Source organism: Microbacterium wangyouchuni (assembly GCF_051546305.1).
In the GTDB taxonomy this organism is placed as follows: Bacteria; Actinomycetota; Actinomycetes; order Actinomycetales; family Microbacteriaceae; genus Microbacterium.
In genome coordinates, this window is record NZ_JBPTMA010000005.1 from 207635 (window position 1) to 224894 (window position 17260).

The 17260-nt window shown below is 64.6% G+C and carries 16 protein-coding genes; 8 read left to right on the forward strand and 8 right to left on the reverse strand.

The window, feature by feature from the left end; translation table 11 throughout:
* Nucleotides 1-104: 104 nt before the first annotated feature.
* The 3 genes from ACSS7Z_RS12385 to ACSS7Z_RS12395 all read right to left on the reverse strand — a co-directional run bounded on the left by ACSS7Z_RS12385 (nt 105) and on the right by ACSS7Z_RS12395 (nt 3780).
* Nucleotides 105-323, reverse strand: a complete 219-nt coding sequence (locus tag ACSS7Z_RS12385) for an acyl-CoA carboxylase subunit epsilon (protein ID WP_438255130.1) — start codon at nt 321-323, stop codon at nt 105-107.
* Nucleotides 320-1918 carry an acyl-CoA carboxylase subunit beta gene (locus tag ACSS7Z_RS12390; RefSeq protein WP_438255132.1) on the reverse strand — a complete coding sequence of 533 codons (1599 nt, stop codon included), beginning with the start codon at nt 1916-1918 and terminating at the stop codon, nt 320-322. Before ACSS7Z_RS12390 ends, ACSS7Z_RS12385 begins: the two co-directional genes overlap by 4 nt.
* Before the next feature lie 155 nt (nt 1919-2073).
* Nucleotides 2074-3780 (reverse strand): HNH endonuclease signature motif containing protein, encoded by a 1707-nt coding sequence (locus ACSS7Z_RS12395; protein ID WP_438255134.1) that lies wholly within the window; start codon nt 3778-3780, stop codon nt 2074-2076.
* A gap of 484 nt (nt 3781-4264) precedes the next feature.
* Between ACSS7Z_RS12395 and ACSS7Z_RS12400 the strand changes: the two genes are divergently transcribed.
* Nucleotides 4265-4531, forward strand: coding sequence for a helix-turn-helix domain-containing protein (locus tag ACSS7Z_RS12400; RefSeq protein ID WP_438255135.1), 267 nt, complete (start codon nt 4265-4267; stop codon nt 4529-4531).
* Nucleotides 4532-4552: 21 nt separating this feature from the next.
* Here ACSS7Z_RS12400 and ACSS7Z_RS12405 read toward each other — a convergent pair whose 3' ends face one another.
* The 3 genes from ACSS7Z_RS12405 to ACSS7Z_RS12415 form a co-directional block, all read right to left on the reverse strand.
* The gene (locus tag ACSS7Z_RS12405; protein WP_438255137.1) at nt 4553-4858 is read right to left on the reverse strand and encodes a hypothetical protein; all 306 of its coding nucleotides are present in this window, start codon (nt 4856-4858) and stop codon (nt 4553-4555) included.
* A 75-nt stretch (nt 4859-4933) separates the two neighbouring features.
* Nucleotides 4934-5887 carry a hypothetical protein gene (locus ACSS7Z_RS12410; protein ID WP_438255139.1) on the reverse strand — a complete coding sequence of 318 codons (954 nt, stop codon included), beginning with the start codon at nt 5885-5887 and terminating at the stop codon, nt 4934-4936.
* Nucleotides 5888-5980: 93 nt separating this feature from the next.
* Nucleotides 5981-6673 (reverse strand): phosphocholine cytidylyltransferase family protein, encoded by a 693-nt coding sequence (locus ACSS7Z_RS12415; protein WP_438255140.1) that lies wholly within the window; start codon nt 6671-6673, stop codon nt 5981-5983.
* A gap of 207 nt (nt 6674-6880) precedes the next feature.
* On the opposite strand from ACSS7Z_RS12415, the gene ACSS7Z_RS12420 reads away from it, so the two are divergent.
* Genes ACSS7Z_RS12420 through ACSS7Z_RS12430 form a run of 3 tightly spaced genes read left to right on the forward strand, consistent with a single transcriptional unit; the run spans nt 6881 to nt 10320 of the window.
* A complete protein-coding gene (locus ACSS7Z_RS12420; RefSeq protein WP_438255141.1) occupies nt 6881-8461 on the forward strand; it encodes an ABC transporter ATP-binding protein in 1581 nt (526 codons plus the stop codon).
* Complete coding sequence (locus ACSS7Z_RS12425) at nt 8437-10002, forward strand: hypothetical protein (RefSeq protein ID WP_438255142.1); 1566 nt, start codon at nt 8437-8439, stop codon at nt 10000-10002. Before ACSS7Z_RS12420 ends, ACSS7Z_RS12425 begins: the two co-directional genes overlap by 25 nt.
* A gap of 51 nt (nt 10003-10053) precedes the next feature.
* Nucleotides 10054-10320, forward strand: coding sequence for a DUF3039 domain-containing protein (locus tag ACSS7Z_RS12430; RefSeq protein ID WP_438255143.1), 267 nt, complete (start codon nt 10054-10056; stop codon nt 10318-10320).
* A gap of 6 nt (nt 10321-10326) precedes the next feature.
* Here ACSS7Z_RS12430 and ACSS7Z_RS12435 read toward each other — a convergent pair whose 3' ends face one another.
* Entirely contained in the window at nt 10327-11652 is a 1326-nt protein-coding gene (locus ACSS7Z_RS12435; protein ID WP_438255144.1) for a nicotinate phosphoribosyltransferase, read from the reverse strand.
* 64 nt (nt 11653-11716) lie between these two features.
* On the opposite strand from ACSS7Z_RS12435, the gene murI reads away from it, so the two are divergent.
* The 4 genes from murI to ACSS7Z_RS12455 all read left to right on the forward strand — a co-directional run bounded on the left by murI (nt 11717) and on the right by ACSS7Z_RS12455 (nt 14922).
* Nucleotides 11717-12586, forward strand: coding sequence for a glutamate racemase (murI, locus tag ACSS7Z_RS12440; protein WP_438255145.1), 870 nt, complete (start codon nt 11717-11719; stop codon nt 12584-12586).
* The gene (gene rph / locus ACSS7Z_RS12445) at nt 12579-13316 is read left to right on the forward strand and encodes a ribonuclease PH (RefSeq protein ID WP_438255146.1); all 738 of its coding nucleotides are present in this window, start codon (nt 12579-12581) and stop codon (nt 13314-13316) included. Before murI ends, rph begins: the two co-directional genes overlap by 8 nt.
* Before the next feature lie 4 nt (nt 13317-13320).
* Nucleotides 13321-13917, forward strand: coding sequence for an RdgB/HAM1 family non-canonical purine NTP pyrophosphatase (gene rdgB / locus ACSS7Z_RS12450; protein ID WP_438255147.1), 597 nt, complete (start codon nt 13321-13323; stop codon nt 13915-13917).
* An 87-nt stretch (nt 13918-14004) separates the two neighbouring features.
* Nucleotides 14005-14922 carry a cation diffusion facilitator family transporter gene (locus ACSS7Z_RS12455; protein WP_438255149.1) on the forward strand — a complete coding sequence of 306 codons (918 nt, stop codon included), beginning with the start codon at nt 14005-14007 and terminating at the stop codon, nt 14920-14922.
* Between the two features lie 2 nt (nt 14923-14924).
* Here ACSS7Z_RS12455 and ACSS7Z_RS12460 read toward each other — a convergent pair whose 3' ends face one another.
* Nucleotides 14925-17258: an ATP-dependent DNA ligase gene (locus ACSS7Z_RS12460; protein WP_438255150.1), complete on the reverse strand. Its 2334-nt coding sequence runs from the start codon at nt 17256-17258 to the stop codon at nt 14925-14927.
* Between the last annotated feature and the right edge of the window lie 2 nt (nt 17259-17260).

The window sequence follows — 17260 nt, forward strand, 5'->3', positions numbered from 1 at the left end:
CAGCTCCAGGTGCGTCGGAATCAGCCTGAGCTTGTCGCCGATTCCTGAGCTTGTCGCCGATTCCTGAGTCTGTCACCGATCACTGAGCCTGTCGAGGGGCGGAATCAGCCCGAGAATCGTCCCCACGGAATGTCACGCCGCAGCGGCTTGCGCAGTGGGCGTTGGGTTCGTTGCCATGCGGACACGCTCGGCTCTTCGGCGACAGCATCCGCTGCTTCGCGCTCATACGCGTCAGTGACGACCGCCATGAGGGCGGCAAGTTCTTCCTCATTCGCGTTGCCGCGGATGATTCGGACGTCGGGTGCGTGATCGGGATCGGTCACAGCGGGATGTTCCCGTGCTTTTTGGGAGGCAGCTCCTCGCGCTTGCCGCGCAGCGAGCGCAGCGCCTTGGCGATCGAGACTCGGGTGTTGGCCGGCTCGATGATGCCGTCCAGCTCTCCGCGTTCCGCAGCCAGGAAGGGCGATGCGACGTTGTAGGTGTACTCGTTGGCGAGGCGCGTGCGCACTGCTGCGACGTCTTCGCCGGCTTCCTCCGCCTTGCGGATTTCGCCGCGGTAGAGGATGTTGACGGCGCCCTGGCCGCCCATGACGGCGATCTCGGCGGTCGGCCAGGCAAGGTTGACGTCGGCACCGAGCTGCTTGGAGCCCATGACGATGTATGCGCCGCCGTAGGCCTTGCGGAGGATCACGGTGACCAGCGGCACGGTCGCCTCGGAGTAGGCGTAGAGCAGCTTCGCGCCGCGGCGGATGACGCCGGTCCATTCCTGGTCGGTGCCGGGAAGATATCCGGGAACGTCGACGAGGGTGACGATCGGGACGGAGAACGCGTCGCAGAAGCGGACGAAGCGGCTGGCCTTCTCGCCGGCTTCGATGTTCAGGGTTCCCGCCATCTGCGAGGGCTGGTTGGCGATGATGCCGACGGTGCGTCCTTCGACGCGACCGAAGCCGATGAGGATATTCGGCGCGAACAGGGGCTGAACTTCGAGGAAGTCGCCGTCGTCGACGACGTGCTCGATGACCGTGTGCATGTCGTAGGGCTGGTTCGCGGAGTCCGGGATGATCGTGTTCAGCGTGCGATCAGCATCCGTGGTTTCGAACTCGAAAACGCCCTCGTAGGAGGGGAGTTCCGCCATGTTGTTGTCGGGCAGGAAGCTGAGGAGGGTGCGTGCGTAGTCGAGCGCGTCGTCCTCGTCTTCGGCGAGGTAGTGCGCGACGCCGGAGCGGGTGTTGTGCGTGTATGCGCCGCCGAGCTCTTCCATGCCGACGTCTTCGCCGGTGACGGTCTTGATGACGTCGGGGCCGGTGACGAACATCTGGCTCGTTTTGTCGACCATGATGACGAAGTCGGTGAGAGCCGGGGAGTACACGGCGCCGCCCGCGGCCGGCCCCATGATGATTGAGATCTGCGGGATGACACCGGATGCGCGAGTGTTCAGGCGGAAGATCTCGCCGTACTTGCCGAGGGCGACGACGCCCTCTTGGATGCGCGCTCCGCCCGAGTCGAGGATTCCGATGCAGGGCATGCCACCGGCGAGGGCGTATTCCATGATCTTGATGATCTTGTCGCCGGCGACCTCGCCGAGCGAGCCGCCGAAGGTGGAGAAGTCCTGCGAGTAGACGGCGACCGTGCGGCCGTGGATCGTGCCGACGCCGGTGACGACGGAGTCGCCGTAGGGGCGGGAACGATCCATGCCGAAGGCGGTGGTGCGGTGGCGCACGTATTCGTCGAACTCGACGAAGCTGCCCGGGTCGACCAGGCATTCGATGCGTTCGCGGGCGGTCATCTTGCCCTTGGCGTGCTGCTTCCCCTTCGCGACCTCTTCAGCGTCGACCACGGCCTCGGTATAGCGGGCGCGGAGGTCGGCGATCTTGCCGGCGGTGGTAAAGAGGTCAGGAGTGTCCGTCACGGATTCCACACTAGTAGGGGGATGGCGCCGGGCGTTGGATGCCTCGCACAATGGGTTGCCGGATCCTTTGCAGGATTCCACCCATCCGATGCAAAACGATGTACGCATCGGATTCGTCGAGTTCGAGTGTTCTGCATTTGCACCGGAAGCCGCACGCGAACAGTTCATGCGACTCGCCGGAATCGTCGTGGCGGTGGATCGATGTCGTTGAACGCATAGCGGAGGGCGAGTCTTCGATGGAGTATGCGACTGCCGCCGGATGGATCGTGCAGCACGAAGTGGCCGTCCGGATCTCGTGTGATCGACCAGCCGCCGTTGTGCAGTTGCAGGTGATGGAATCGACACAGCAGGATGCCCCGGTCGATGTCGGTGCGTCCGCCAGTTGACCAATGATCGATGTGGTGGGCTTCGCCGTAGGAGGCGGGTCTATCGCATCCCTTCCACCGGCAACCGCCGTCGCGTATCGCGAGCGCAATGCGCTGTTTCGTCGTGAACAGGCGCTGTTCTCTGCCGACGTCGAGTGGATTGCCGTCGCTGTCTACGCTGATCGGTATGAATCCGATGTTGCATGCATGTTGTGCAGCGAACGCTGCGGGGATTGGTGTCACGCCGTCCTCGGTGTGGGCAGGGCCGTGGGTGCCGTCGGAGTTCAGGGTCTGCACCAGCCGCAATCCGGCCTGCCGGACGCCGAACACTGTTTTCGCATCGGCCAGCGCGCCAGCGCGCAGCACGTCGATCATGAGGTCGTGCGCGAGTTGATCGTTGGTGCGCGGGTCGTCTGCGAGGTCTTTTGCTGCGGCTCGTTCATCGGAGTCGATGAAGCGCGGTCCGCCGCGGCGTGGGCGAAGGGCTGCATCATGGATCGTGCGGACAAGGGCGGCTGCTTCGTCGTCGAAGATGAAACTGCCGTGGTGCACGCCGTCGGCGTCGGTCCAGAGCCGGAATGAGCGTCTCGCGTAGCGCTCTTCGAAGCGAGCGGCTGCGCCTTCGGGGTCGAGTTGGTCGCGGATCATCCGCGCAGTGGAACCGAGTTCTTCGACTGTGCGATCCGCCGCTTCGGTGATGAGCTGTTCGGTGGCAAGCTGCCATGCTTCGCGCCACGTCTCTTCGAGTCTTGCGGCATCTTCGGGTGAGTTGAGCGTTGCACGATCAATCGTCGGTGGTTCGCCCAGGCCGCGCCGGATCACGTCGTGTTGCGCGCCAGTGATAGCGCCGTTCAGCAGCGCTCGGCTCAATGGTGCGTGCCAATTGGGCGGGGGAGGTGTCGGCTGGGACGCGCCGTCGCTGCTCGGAGCGTCTTCGCTGCCTGAGCTGCCGTCATCGGTGCCCCACGAGATGGTGGGGTCATCCCCGCCATCTCTAGCGCCAGCCCCAGTGCTGCTCCCGCTTCCCGTCCCGGCATCGTTACCAGGTGCCGCCGCGTCGCCGTTGCCATAGTTCGGTGCTTCGCCCGGTCCGCCGAGCCAGCTAGAAGAGCCAGGCTCACCAGGGCCGGTGCCAGTGCCGGTGGCCCAGCCTTTGGCATCTGCTTGGCCGTCGGACAGGAGCGTCTGGCCTACCCGCGCCATGCGGTGGGCTTCGGCACGGGTTGAGCCGGTGATGTCTTGGATCAGCGCGCTCGCGCTGCGATGACCACGCGACTGTGCGAGTCCGGAATGCCCCGTCCCGCGTGATGACCGGACGGCAACGACGCCGCTCGCTGCGAGTCGGATCTGCTCTAGCTGGTTGACGAGTTCGGTGGCTTCGGTGAGGGTGGCGACGATCGCCGCGTCATCCATGGCGTTCAGTTCGATGGGCAACGTGCATGCGACACCGGCGCACTGTCCCCGCAACGCGGGGATCAGGTCGAGTACGTCGCTGAAAACTGCCATAGTTCATACTGACATTGACCTCAGACATTCGTTCTAATCTGCGATCGACGATGCGGTTGTTCGTGTCCTGATTGCTCAGCACGGCGCCGGTGACGGCATCCGTCAGATCGGGTGATTCGAGGAACTGCTTCTGCGAGTTGACCTGTGGTGAAGTCGTCGTCAGCGCACAATTCGTTCAACCGTACGAGGATCTCGGCGAGCCGCACGAGGAGTGGGTCTTTCGTGGTCCCTGTCCCGGCCGGAGCCCGCGGGGTCCATCGACCGTGGAGAAATTGAAATGATCCGAGACTGCTCACAAGACGGACTCCTGGTTCACGACATGCCCGTGCGTAAGGACGCGACAGATCGAGAAGAACCAGATCAAAACAGGCACGCCAGACGATGGCATATAAGCCCACGCCTATAGCCCTGCGGAAGGAGCGCCTAGCGCCGGGATGCTTAAAGGATGAAAGCGCCCCGGTCTCGAGCATCTGAGCATGTTGGATTGCTCGTTCGGGAACTGCGTTCCAAAGCGACGATCAGTCGGGCGAAGCTCGCCGAGCGTGCCGACATGGATGTGTCGCACCTGGCTCGGATCGAGGGTGGCAACGGCAACCCGACGCTCTTCGTGCTGATTCAGCTCGCGACCGCACTCGAGGTTGAGCCGACGGTTTTCCTGAAAGGGCTCACAGCGTCAGATCTCCCTGAAGATCTGAAACCATACTCCGAGGCAGATTTCCGGCGTGAGCTGCGCCGCCGCGAAGGCGAATAGTCTCTGCGCGACCGCGCATCCTCAGACGACGAACCTCCAGACATACTCCAGCCCGTCAGCCTGGCGGAACCACGCGAGAGTCACCGTCGCGTTGTCGGTGTCGACTGCGCACAGGCACAGTTCGATCTGCTCTGCCGGCAGTACCTGCCCCCACAGCTGGGGCGGGCCGGTGGCGCCACCATCGTCGTGAAATACCCGCACAAGATCCGCGGAATCCCGTCCGTCGTTCACGATGATCGGATGCTCCGGATCGTTGCGCAGCACACGCCACGGAACACGGTAGGCGGGTGGAGGCGGGAGCTCGGTCAGATCTAGCGGTCTCAGCATGCCCGCCACGGTAGGAGTGGCATCCGACGCCAGTTCGCCCGGAGATGGACCTTCTACGCGGGCGGGGGATAAGTCCTAAGAATCCCTATCCGTGGAGGAGGAGTCGAGGCTTTCGATCTCCGTTGCCTTCGGCTTTCGCCGTGCCACGGAACCGACCTGGTGCCCGATCCATCCGGCGCCTCGGGCGATGCTTCCGGCAGCGCCCGCAACGGCGCCTCCGGCGTAGCGCGCACCACGCAGCATCCGTAATTCCAGCTTCTCAGCTCCTGCGACCGGTTCCAGGGCGTCCGGCAGCACGGCCGGGGCAACGCCGAACGCACGCCGCGATGTCGTGAGCACACGACGACCAAGAAGATGGTTTCCGGCTCCACCGACCGCCGCCCCGAGCCCGAACGGCAGTGCCTTTCCGAGGAAGGACGCACTACCCGCCGCTGCAAAATGCTTCATGAACATCGTCTTGAGCTGATCGACCACGGGCCCGACCGCCGCGCGCGGGAGCGACTTCGTGATGAGCTCGCCCCAGTAGGCGGAGCGGCTCGCGCCTCGTCCGGTCGCCTGCTTGGTGAGCTGGCCGACGAGATCGACGCCCTCTTTGCCGAGCATCAGCGTCATCACGAGCGCACGCGCGCGATCCGGGTTCTCGATGGCGATGCCGTGGACTTCGGCGACCGACTGCGCGAACAGCGCCGTCGACTCCACGAATCCGACGGTCTCCACGCCCGACAGCGCCAGCGTGATTCCGGTGCCGATTCCCGGGACGACCGCTGTCGCGCCGACCGCCGCGCCCCCGGTGGTGACCGCGGCGAGATATCGACGTTCGAGAATACGCACGAGCTGAGCCGGCGTGGCATCCGGATTGCGCAGGCGGATGCTGCGGATATGAGCGATCACGAGGGGCCGCTGAATCGACAGCACGCGATCCAGCCCGCGCACGGTGAACGGATGCTCGTCGGAGCCGACGGGAGGAACTCCCGTATCCCACGGGGCATCCGTGGGAAGGGAGTGGATCGTGTGCACCTTCTTAGCCATCATGTTGATCTTAGAATCGCCGTCCGGGAAAACGCAGAGAGCCCGCCCCATCGAAAAGGGGCGGGCTCTGCGTGGTGCAGCGAAGTATGAAGATCAAACGAAGAGGTTCGCGCGCTCCAGGTCTTCGGCGAAGTCGACCTCGACGGCGTACAGGTCCGAGACGTCCATCGGCTCGAGCAGCAGACCGTCTTCTGCGATCGCGAGCTCAAGACCGCGCTCGAAGTAGTCCTGGTCCTCGACGCGCTGCAACTGACGCATGAACGCCTTCTTGTGCGTCGAGGAGATGTAGTTGATTCCAACAGCCTCGCCGAGCCCGCCCTTGACGGTCTTGGACAGCTCGTTGATGAAGCCCTCGGCCGTGACCGTGTACTTCACCTCTTCGTCGCTGACCTTGGAGGTGTTGACGGTGACGAACGACTGGTCGCGCTCGATGAACTCAATTGCACGTCCCAGGATGCGCGGGTCAAAGACCACGTCGCCGTTCATCCAGAGCACGCCGCCCTTGCCGGTCGCGCTGAGAGCGCGCAGCAGGCTCTTGGACGTGTTGGTCTCGTCGTAGCGCTCGTTGTGAACGTAGTTGACGTTGGGGAAGGCCTCGATGATGGTCTCAGCGCGGTACCCGACAACGGCAGTGATGCGGGCGTCGCTTCCGAAAGCAGCGCGGATGTTCTCGTGCTGCTGCTGCATGATCGTGCGGCCGTCGCCGAGCTCAGTGAGGGGCTTGGGCAGGGCACGGCCCAGGCGCGAGCCCATGCCAGCAGCGAGAATGACGGTCTGAAGAGTCACGAATACTCCTAAAAAGAATCTGTGTTCACGGTCGGTTAATCGACCAGACACTTCTTCGTGCCGCCCTTATGCTAGCGACGACCCCTGGGAACCTGCGGGGTATGACGGCGACGTTGCCATTTCGTGATCAGGTACACACCAGATGCACAGGTGGCAATTATTTCGCTCGATCCGGAGAAAGTCCATCCCGATTGATAGCGTAAGACAGTGACTTCTCCCCGCGATGACCGTGCTGATCAGCAGAAAAAGGCGACCGCCGCCCGTGCGCCAAGGTCTGCCGAGGTGAAGGCGGCGCAAGCGCGTTCGACGACGGCGGCGAAGAAGCCAGCATCCACGACGACCTCGGCGAAGGCTGCCGCTCCGAAAAAGTCGTCATCGAACGCCTCTACTGTGAAGTCCCCGACCCCGAAGTCGACCCCGAAGTCGACCGCTGCGAAGTCCTCGCCCGCGACGTCGACCGCGGCGAAGACTGTGGCAGCGCAATCCGCGGCGAAGAAGACGGCGGCGAAGAAAGCAGCATCCAAGACCGCTTCGGCCAAGAGCGCAGCAGCAAAGACGACGGCAGCCAAGACTGCCGCGGCGAAAAGGGCAGCGGACGCGAAGGCAGCCGAGCAGGCCGCTGACGAGGCGAAAGCAACCAAGACTGCTGAGAAGACGGATGCCGTCGCAAACGACGCCGTCGTCGAAGCTCCCGAGCAGGATGCCGCACTCGAAGTTGCCACCGAGAAGACGCCGGCCAAGCGGAAGCCCCGTGTGAAGTCCGCCGTGGCCGCCGATGCCGCGGCGCCCGTCGCCGACGCAGTCCGAGCACCGGCCGAACCCGAATCTGCCGCGGAGCTCGCCGAATCCGAACCCGCCGCAGAGCCGGCCACGGAACCCTCGGCCGAGCCGGCGGCCGAGTCAGCCTCCGAGCCGGCCGAGCCAGCCCCGGAACAGGCCGCAGACACCGCAACCGCAGCAGACACAGCATCCGACGCTGTTGAGGCCCTCACCGCGGTCGTCGCAGACGCCGTCGGCGCGGCATCCGCCACTGACGCGGTCAAGATCCGCGGACTCATCAAGGACTTCGGTGACCACCGCGCTGTCAACAACATCAATCTGACGATCCCGACCGGATGCTTCTACGGCATCGTCGGCCCGAACGGCGCGGGTAAGACGACCACGCTGTCGATCTTGGCGGGACTGCTGCGTGCTGATGAGGGCGAGGTCGTGGTGTGCGGCATCGACCAGGCCGCTGACTCCCAGGGCGCCAAGCGCGTCATGGGTGTGTTGCCCGATCGTCTGCGCACCTTCGATCGACTGACCGGGCGTCAGCTGCTGCATTACTACGGTCTGCTGCGCGGACTGTCCGCCGATGTGATCGAGAAGCGCGCCGCCGACCTGGTGCGCGCCTTCGATCTCGTCGACGCCGTCGGCCGGGTCGTCTCGGACTACTCCGCCGGTATGACCAAGAAGATCATGCTGGCCGGGGCCATGATCCATTCACCACGCGTTCTCGTACTCGACGAGCCGTTCGAGGCCGTCGACCCCGTGTCCTCTGCTGTGATCCTCGACATCCTCCGCGCCTATGTCTCCCACGGCGGCACGGTCATCCTGTCCAGCCACGGTATGGACCTCGTGCAGCAGGTCTGCTCGCGTGTCGCGATCATCGTCGGCGGTGAGGTGCTGGCCGAAGGAACAGTCGACGAAGTGCGCGCCGGACAGACGCTTGAGTCTCGTTTCGTCGAACTCTCGGGCGGCATCGGCGAGGTGGAGGGCCTGGAATGGTTGCACACGTTCTCCGACTGAGAGTCGCGTTGATGCTCGGCGCGCTTCGCGGCGAGCGGACTGTGCGCACCGTCATCGGTTTCATCATTCTCGTATCGGCGACGGCTGCCGTCTGCACCGCCATCCTGAGCCTGGGCGATGCCCCGCTGCCCGTCGCGCGTACGGTGCTCGTGCTCGGGGGCGCGGCGATCTTCCTCGGCTTCCTGCTGGGACCGATCCTGACCGGTGCCACCGATCAGCTCGACCCGCGGCGCTTCGGTGTCTTCGGCGTCAGCGAGCGGCAGATGCCGTGGATCCTCGCCCTTGCCTCGCTGGTCAGCGTGCCCTCGTTCGCACTGCTCGCGATCATCGTGTGCTCCACCATCGTCACCATTCAGCTCGGTATCCCGTGGCCGCTGGCAGCCGCAGTGGGCGTCGTGCGCTTGTTGGCGCCGACCGTTGCCGCTCGGATCGGAATGGCAGTGTGCGCACTGCTTCTTCCTGAACGCCGCTCGCGTGAACTGACGGCGCTGTTCGTTCTGATTCTCGTCGTCGTCGCCTTTCCCGCCGCGGTCTTCTTCGCCTCGCTGGAATGGGACCAGCAGGCACCTGAAGCACTCTCCGCTATCGCAGACGTCGTCGGCTTCACCCCGCTCGGTGCGCTCGTAGCCTTCCCGCTGGCAGTCGCAAGCGGCGACGCCCTCGGAATCTGGATCACCGCTATCCTCTCCGTCGTGACACTCGTCGGGTTGTGGATGCTGTGGTCCTGGCTGGTTCGACGCCTGCTGACCACCACCGACCGCCCGGTAACGTCTCGTGAGCGCTCCGGCCTCGGCTGGTTCGCTCTGCTGCCTGCAAACGCCCTCGGCGCAGTCGCCGCGCGGAGCCTCATCTACTGGCTGCGCGATCGCCGCTACATCGTCAACTTCGTCATCGTGCCGATAGCCGGTGTACTGACGGTGTTCCCGTTGCTGGTCGCCGGGGTGCCGCTGTACCTGGCAGCGCTCGTCCCCGTTCCGCTCATGGCGCTGTTCTTCGGCTGGTTGCCACACAACGACGTCGCCTATGACTCCACCGCACTGTGGACGCATGTGGCCAGCGGTGTGCGCGGACTGTCCGATCGACTCGGCCGACTCGCTCCGATCCTTCTGGTCGCGCTTCCGGTGCTGGCGATCGCCATCCCCCTGACGCTGGCCACGGTCGAAAGCTGGTACCTGCTGCTGCCGATGATCGGACTGGCCGCCAGCCTCTTCCTCTCGGGCCTGGGACTGTCCAGCATCTCCTCTGTCGTCTCGCCGTACGCGGTTTCACGTCCCGGGGACAGCCCGTTCGAGCAACCGCAGCGATCAGCATCCCGTGGCGGTTTCGGACCTGCAGCCGCCTTCATGGGCGCAATCGTGGTCAGCGCACCCACCCTGTGGCTGTTCATCATGACGGTAATAGCCGATGGGGTGTACAACCCGCTCACCTTCTGGGTCGGCATCGGCACCGGCATCGTCATTCTCGGAGTCGGAGCGGTCATCGGCGGACGGATCTACGACCGCAGCGGTGAACGGCTCATGGAGTTCGTCGAGACAGCGTGAGAGACGGCATCCGCGACCCGCGACGTCGCGATGCCAGTTAGAATCGGCGCTATGAGTACTCCGCTGGACAGCCCCGATCAAGGCGGCATTGCAACACTTGATCGCGAACTGGAAGAACTTCTCAAGGAAGAGAACGTCGAACCGGGCGATCATGAGCGCTTCTCCCATTACGTGAAGAAGGACAAGATCCTCGAATCCGCGATCTCCGGCCGGCCGGTGCGCGCGCTGTGCGGCAAGAAGTGGACACCGGGACGCGATCCGGAGAAGTTCCCGATCTGCCCGACCTGCAAGGAGATCTACGAGTCGATGGTCGGCTGAGGCCGATTACCCGGCGTCGACGAACCGTGTCGGGATCGCCGGATCCGACTTGCTGAGCGCAAGTGCCCGCACGGGCAGCTCCTCGCGAACGCTCATATGGTGCTCACGAGCGGATGCCGCACCCGCAGCACCCTCGTAGGAACTGTCGATCTCGCCGCCATCGACGAGATTGACCTGCAGCGGCCGCGAATCCGGGTACTCTGCGGCGCTTCCGAGCGCCTCGAAGCCGTCGGATACGACAACCGTCTCCGCGGTGGCCGTACCGCCGCTGAGCGTGCGGAACGCTGCCTTGCGTCCGCCCTTGGACCCTTTGTCAGTCGACGCCTTCGCCACGGCGACCCAGCCGCCGCTCGGATCCTGCCGTGCGACGAGCTTGTAGACCATACCCGCGGTCGGATACCCCGATCCGGTCACGACCGACGTGCCGACACCGTAGAAGTCGACAGGGGATGCTGCCAGCGCTGCGATCGCGTACTCATCGAGGTCGCTGGTGACGGTGATCTTCGTGTTGACCGCTCCCAGCTCGTCCAGTTGTGTGCGCACCGCGGCGGCGACTGTAGGCAGGTCGCCGGAATCGAGGCGAACACCGCCGAGGCCGGTGCCGGCGACGCGGATCGCGGTCTCGACGCCGGTGCGGATGTCGTAGGTGTCGACCAGCAGCGTGGTGTCGGTGCCGAGGCTTTCGACCTGCGCGCGGAATGCGTCTTCTTCGGTGTCGTGCAACAGCGTCCAGGAGTGTGCTGCCGTGCCCATCGTGGGGATGCCCCACTGGCGACCTGCTTCTAGATTGCTGGTCGCACTGAAACCGGCGATATAGGCGGCGCGGGCCGCAGCCACCGCTGACATCTCGGCCGCACGGCGCGAGCCCATCTCCGCCAGGGGACGCTCGCCGGCGGCGATACTCATGCGTGAGGCAGCTGTCGCGACTGCGGAATCATGGTTGAGCACGCTCAGCGCGAGCGTTTCGAGCACAACGGCGTCGGCGAAGCTGCCCTCCACAGTAAGGATGGGCGAACCAGGGAAGTACAGCTCACCTTCGCGGTATCCGTGGATCGACCCGGTGAAGCGGTAGTTCTCCAGATACTTCAACGTCTCAGCATCCACCACGTCGCTATCGCGGAGGAAGCGCAGCTCATCGTCACTGAACCGGAATTCTCGCAGCAGCGACAGCAGCCGCCCGGTGCCAGCGACCACACCGAAGCGCCGACCACCGGAGAGCCGTCTGGAGAACAGCTCGAACACGCTGGGGCGCGCTGCGGTGCCATCGCGAAGTGCGGCACCGAGCATGGTGAGTTCGTATCGGTCCGTCAGGAGAGCCGTCGACGAGTTCATGCGCCCAGTTTAGTGAGCGTGGCGACGCCGCCATGACTTCTGTGCGCGGGTAGGCTGGTGAGTCATGAACGATGCGCCGATCGGAATTTTCGACTCCGGTGTCGGCGGGCTCACGGTGGCTCGCGCGATCCGGGCTCAACTGCCCCGAGAATCCTTCATCTATATCGGTGACACTCAGAACTCGCCCTACGGGCCGAAGCCCATCGCCGACGTCCGCCGCTATGCGCTCGAGGTGCTCGACACGCTGGTCGACCAGGGCGTGAAGATGCTCGTGATCGCGTGCAACACGGCGTCCTCAGCGATGTTGCGCGATGCGCGTGAGCGTTACGACGTCCCCGTCGTCGAGGTCATCGGTCCGGCTGTGCGCCGGGCCATTTCAACGACTCGCAACAACCGCATCGGCGTCATCGGCACGGTCGGCACGATCGGTTCCCGCGCCTATCAGGACATGCTCGAGGTGGATGAGCGTTTCGACGTGTTCACCGCCGCCTGCCCGCGCTTCGTCGAGTTCGTCGAGGCGGGCATCACCGGCACCCCTGAGGTGATCGCCGCCGCGGAGAACTACCTCGCGCCGCTGCGCGAAGCCGACGTCGACACCCTCGTGCTCGGATGCACGCACTACCCGTTCTTGCGCGGCGCGATCAGCTACGTCATGGGTGAGGGCGTCTCGCTCGTTTCCAGCGACGATGAGACCGCCGGTGACGTGTACCGGCAGCTCATGCGCGGTGATCTGCTCGCGCCTCCGGATGCTGTGGCACGGTACAAGTACGAAGCCACCGGCGAATCCACTGAGGAGTTCACCGCTCTGGCCAACCGGCTCATGGGCGCCGAGGTGCGCGATGTCCAGCATGTGCAGACCGGCGTCATCACTCTTCCCGATCTTTCCGCGCTGGCCGAGGCCGGCATCTCCAATTCAAAGGAACTTCATGACTGACATCGTTCGTGCGGACGGCCGCTCCGTTGACCAGCTCCGCGAGATCACGATCGAACGGGGTTGGAGCTCGCACGCTGAAGGTTCGGCGCTTATCAGCTTCGGCGGCACCAAGGTGTTGTGCACGGCGTCGTTCACCAACGGCGTTCCGCGCTGGCTTACCGGTAAAGGCAAGGGCTGGGTCACCGCCGAGTATGCGATGCTGCCCCGGGCGACCAACAGCCGCAACGACCGCGAGAGCATCAAGGGCAAGGTCGGCGGTCGCACCCACGAGATCTCGCGCCTGATCGGTCGGGCGCTGCGCGCCGTCGTCGACACCAAGGCGCTGGGCGAGAACACGATCGTCATCGATTGCGATGTGCTGCAGGCAGATGGCGGCACGCGCACCGCGGCGATCACCGGCGCGTACGTGGCGCTCGCGGACGCGATCGAGTGGGGCCGCACGAAGAAGTTCATCGGCAAGAACGCCACTCCGCTGCTGGACTCGGTCGCAGCTGTCTCGGTCGGCATCATCGACGGTGAGCCCATGCTCGATCTGGCATATGTCGAGGATGTTCGCGCAGAGACCGATATGAACATCGTCGTCACCGGTCGCGGTCTGTTCGTCGAGGTGCAGGGAACTGCCGAGGGCGCGCCGTTCGACAAGCGCGAACTCGATGCGCTGCTCGAGCTCGGTGTCAACGGCTGTGCCGATCTGAAGGAACGGCAGCTCGCTGCCCTCGCGGGGGAGTGACGGCATGACCAAAGTCGTTCTCGCTACGCACAACCCGCATAAGATCGCCGAGTTTCAACAGATCATCGCGATGACGAGGCCCGACCTCGAAGTCATCGGCTATGACGGTCCGGAACCGGTTGAAGACGGTGTGACGTTTGCCGAGAACGCGCTGCTCAAAGCGCGCGCCGCGGCAGAGCTCACGGGACTCACCGCGTTCGCTGACGACTCCGGTATCTGCGTGGATGTGCTGGGCGGATCGCCGGGCATATTCTCCGCGTACTGGGCCGGGCAGAAGAAGGATGCCACGGCGAACCTCGAGCTGCTGCTCGACCAACTCGCCGACATCGCCGATCCGCACCGCACCGCGCAGTTCATCTCCACGATCGCACTCGTGACGCCCGATGGCACCGAACATACGGTGGCAGGAGTGTGGCCGGGGCGTCTCGCGCACGAACCCTCCGGCGCGAACGGCTTCGGATACGACCCGATCTTCATCCCTGACGGTCAGCCTGCTGGCGCCGAGCGCACCACGGCAGACTTCAGCAGTGAAGAGAAACAATCGCAGTCACACCGGGCGCGCGCTTTCGAAGCGTTCGTTCCGCTGCTGCAGGCCATCTGAACCGCGCTGGCCCTACTGAGAATCGTTACCCTTCCCGACTAGTCATAAGGGGCCTCTCCGCGTGCTGGCCCGGGCTAGCCTGGTGGCATGCACGATCACGCACCGCGAGGAGGGATTCGCGCCTTCAGCAACCGCCGGTTGCTGACCATCTCGCTCTGCCTGACTGCCACGGTGATGATCGTGCAGGTCATCGGCGCAATTCTGACCGGCTCGCTTGCGCTGCTGGCCGACGCGGCGCACATGTTCACCGATGCCTCGGCGCTGGTGATCGCGCTGATCGCGAGCACGGTCGCTGCCCGCCCCGCGGACGATCGCCGCACGTTCGGTTATCAGCGTGCCGAGGTGTTCGGCGCGCTGATCAACGCGATCATCCTCATCGTCTTGGCAACGACGGTCGGGGTCGAGGGTGTCAAACGGCTGCTGGAGCCCACCGAGACCGAGGTTGCCGGGCCGCTCATGCTCGTCGTGGCCGTCATCGGCCTGATCGCCAACGCGATTGCGATGTGGTTGCTCAGCTCCGCTCAGAAGACCAGCATCAACGTCCGCGGCGCTTACCTCGAAGTGCTCGGCGACATGATCGGCTCTGCCGCGGTGATCGTTGCAGCCATCATCATCGTGACGACCGGCTGGATGCCAGCCGATGCCATCGCCTCCCTGTTCATCGCGGTCATGATCATTCCGCGAGCGATCGTGCTGCTGCGGGAAGTGTTCTCGGTGCTGGCCGAATCAGCGCCAGCGAATACGCACGTCAGCGAGATCCGCGATCATCTGCTCGCCCTCGACGGCGTCACCAGCGTGCATGATGTGCACGTATGGCAGCTGACCCGAGGAGCTCCAGTCTTTACCGCACACGTCAAGGTCTCGCAGCAACTCCTGGCCGAAGGGCGCACCGACGAGCTTCTCGAGCACCTGCAGAGCTGCCTCATCGACCACTTCGACGTCGCGCACTCGACATTCCAGATCGAGTCTGACGCGGCAGCGGACTGCGAGGAGGCTCACGCCTGATCTCACTGCTCGAGCGTGATCTCCTCGACCTTCTTGTCTGGCCTGAGACCCCGCCAACGGGCATGGCGCAGGACGCCGTCCGGAGTCCAGTTCGCAAACTCCACCTCGCCGACGATGACCGGCTGGACCCACAGCGCATCGCTCGCATCCGCGCGAGGGACACCGTGAATCGAACTCTTCTGGATGCGCAGTGGTGTCAAGCGTTCATCAAGATCGTGAAGCATCCGATCGTCGAAGCCGCTGCCCACGCGCCCGATATAGCGCAGGCCATCATCGTCGGGTATCGCGAGCAGAAGCGAGCCGATGCCACCGGATCTGCTGCCCTTGCCGAGACGGATGCCCGCGATCACGACCTCTTGCATGCGGGTGTGTTTGATCTTCAACCAGGAGCCGGAACGCGTACCCGGCCGATAACGAGAGCCCGATTCCTTGACGACGACGCCTTCGAGCCCGAAGTCGCAGCTGAGCTGCATCGCAGCATCCAGATCGTCGAACACCGGCGGCACGACAACCGGTACGTCCGCTGTTTCCGCGAGACTCTCCAGCAACTCTCGACGATCACGCAGCGGGAGCACTGCGAGATCCTGACCGTCGAGGCTGAGAAGATCGAACAGGTGGTACGCGACCGGAGTGCGCACCACCTCGCGTTCGATCTCCCTCGCATTGGTCAGGTGCATCCGACTCTGCAGCCTGCTGAAGCTCGGGAGTCCGGAGGAGTCGAATGCGACGATCTCGCCGTCGACGATCGCCTCTGGTGAGGCGAGATGCGGTGCGCCGTCAGCGGTGATCTCCGGATAGCGAGCCGTGATGTCTGTGCCGCTTCGGGCGTACAGGCGCATGCGCCCTTCTCGCCACACACCGATCGCGCGGATCCCGTCCCATTTGATCTCGCTCCACGGCGCACGCAGCGATCGCGCGAGGCCCGGTGTTCCTGATTCGGCGAGCATCGGGCGCGGTGCTGTGTGTGACCTCTCTGTCATCCGGTGCAGCAGCCACGATGACTTCTCGCCGGATCCGCCGGTGCGGATCAACGCGAGTCGCGCGCTTCCGAGCGGTCCGGTGCCGAGGAAGGTTCCGATGACCTCGTCCTCGCGCCATTTCTCGATCTCGACTGTGCCGGTGTCCCAGATCGTCATGGCACCAGCGCCATATTCGCCCTTCGGGATCTCGCCGTGGAACGTCAGATACTCCAGCGGGTGCGGCTCGGTCATCACCGCGAGGTGGTTGCGATCACTGCGCTCGGGCACACCTTTGGGCACAGCCCAGCTCACGAGCACCCCGTCGCGCTCGATGCGCAGGTCGAAGTGCAGGCGCCTGGCGTGGTGCTCTTGGATGACGAAACGGGGAGCCGCTTTCGGTTGGAGCGCGGAGGCTTGCTGTGGCATGGGCTCCGGCGTCTTCTCGGCACTTCGCTTGGCGAGATACGGCTCGAGTGCGGTGTTCTGCTGCGACGGGAACATGGCAGCGTAAGGGTCGATCCCCGCGTCGAGACGGGCGGTGATCTCATCGAATGTCAATTGCCGGAGCCCCGGCTCCTCAAGCTCTTCCCACGTACGTGGCGCCGCCGCGGTCGGCCTTGTGCGACCGCGCAGCGAGTACGGCGAGATAGTCGTCTTCGACCCGCTGTTCTGACTCCAGTCGAGGAAGACCTTGCCACCGCGTTCAGCCTTCGCCATGGTGCTGGTCGCGAGGTCCGGGTGGTCGGCTTCGATCGCCCGGGCGAGTTCCTTGGCTACGGCGGAGGCCTGATCACTGGTGGAGGTGCCATCCAACGGGGCATAAAGGTGGATCCCCTTGCTGCCGCTCGTGACCGGTATCGGGTCCAGACCCATGTCTGTCAGGATCGCGCGAGCGAAGCGTGCGATCTGGGCGCACTGTGCCAGATCGGCACCCGGGCCGGGATCGAGGTCCAGCACCAGCCGATCCGGGTTCTGCCGTGAGCCGTCAGCGCTGAAGCGCCACTGGGGCACGTGCAGTTCCAGACTTGCGACCTGCGCGAACCAAACCAGGCTGGCCAGATCCGCGATGAGGGGATAGTCCTTGGGCCCTCCGGAGTGCTCGATCGCTCGCCGTTGCACCCAATCCGGTGTACCCCGCTCCAGCTGCTTCGCGAAGAACACCTCGCCCGGGGCATCCGCTGTTCCGACGCCGTTCACCCAGCGCTTTCTGGTGACCGGCCGTCCGGCCAGCAACGGCAGCATCCGCGGAGCGACGGCGGTGTAATAGGCGATGATCTCACCCTTTGTCGTCGAGGTTTCCGGGTAGAGAACCTTGTCGAGGTTGGTCAGGCGCAGGCGTCTGCCGTCGACTTCGACGACCTGCGCGGCTCGTGACATGA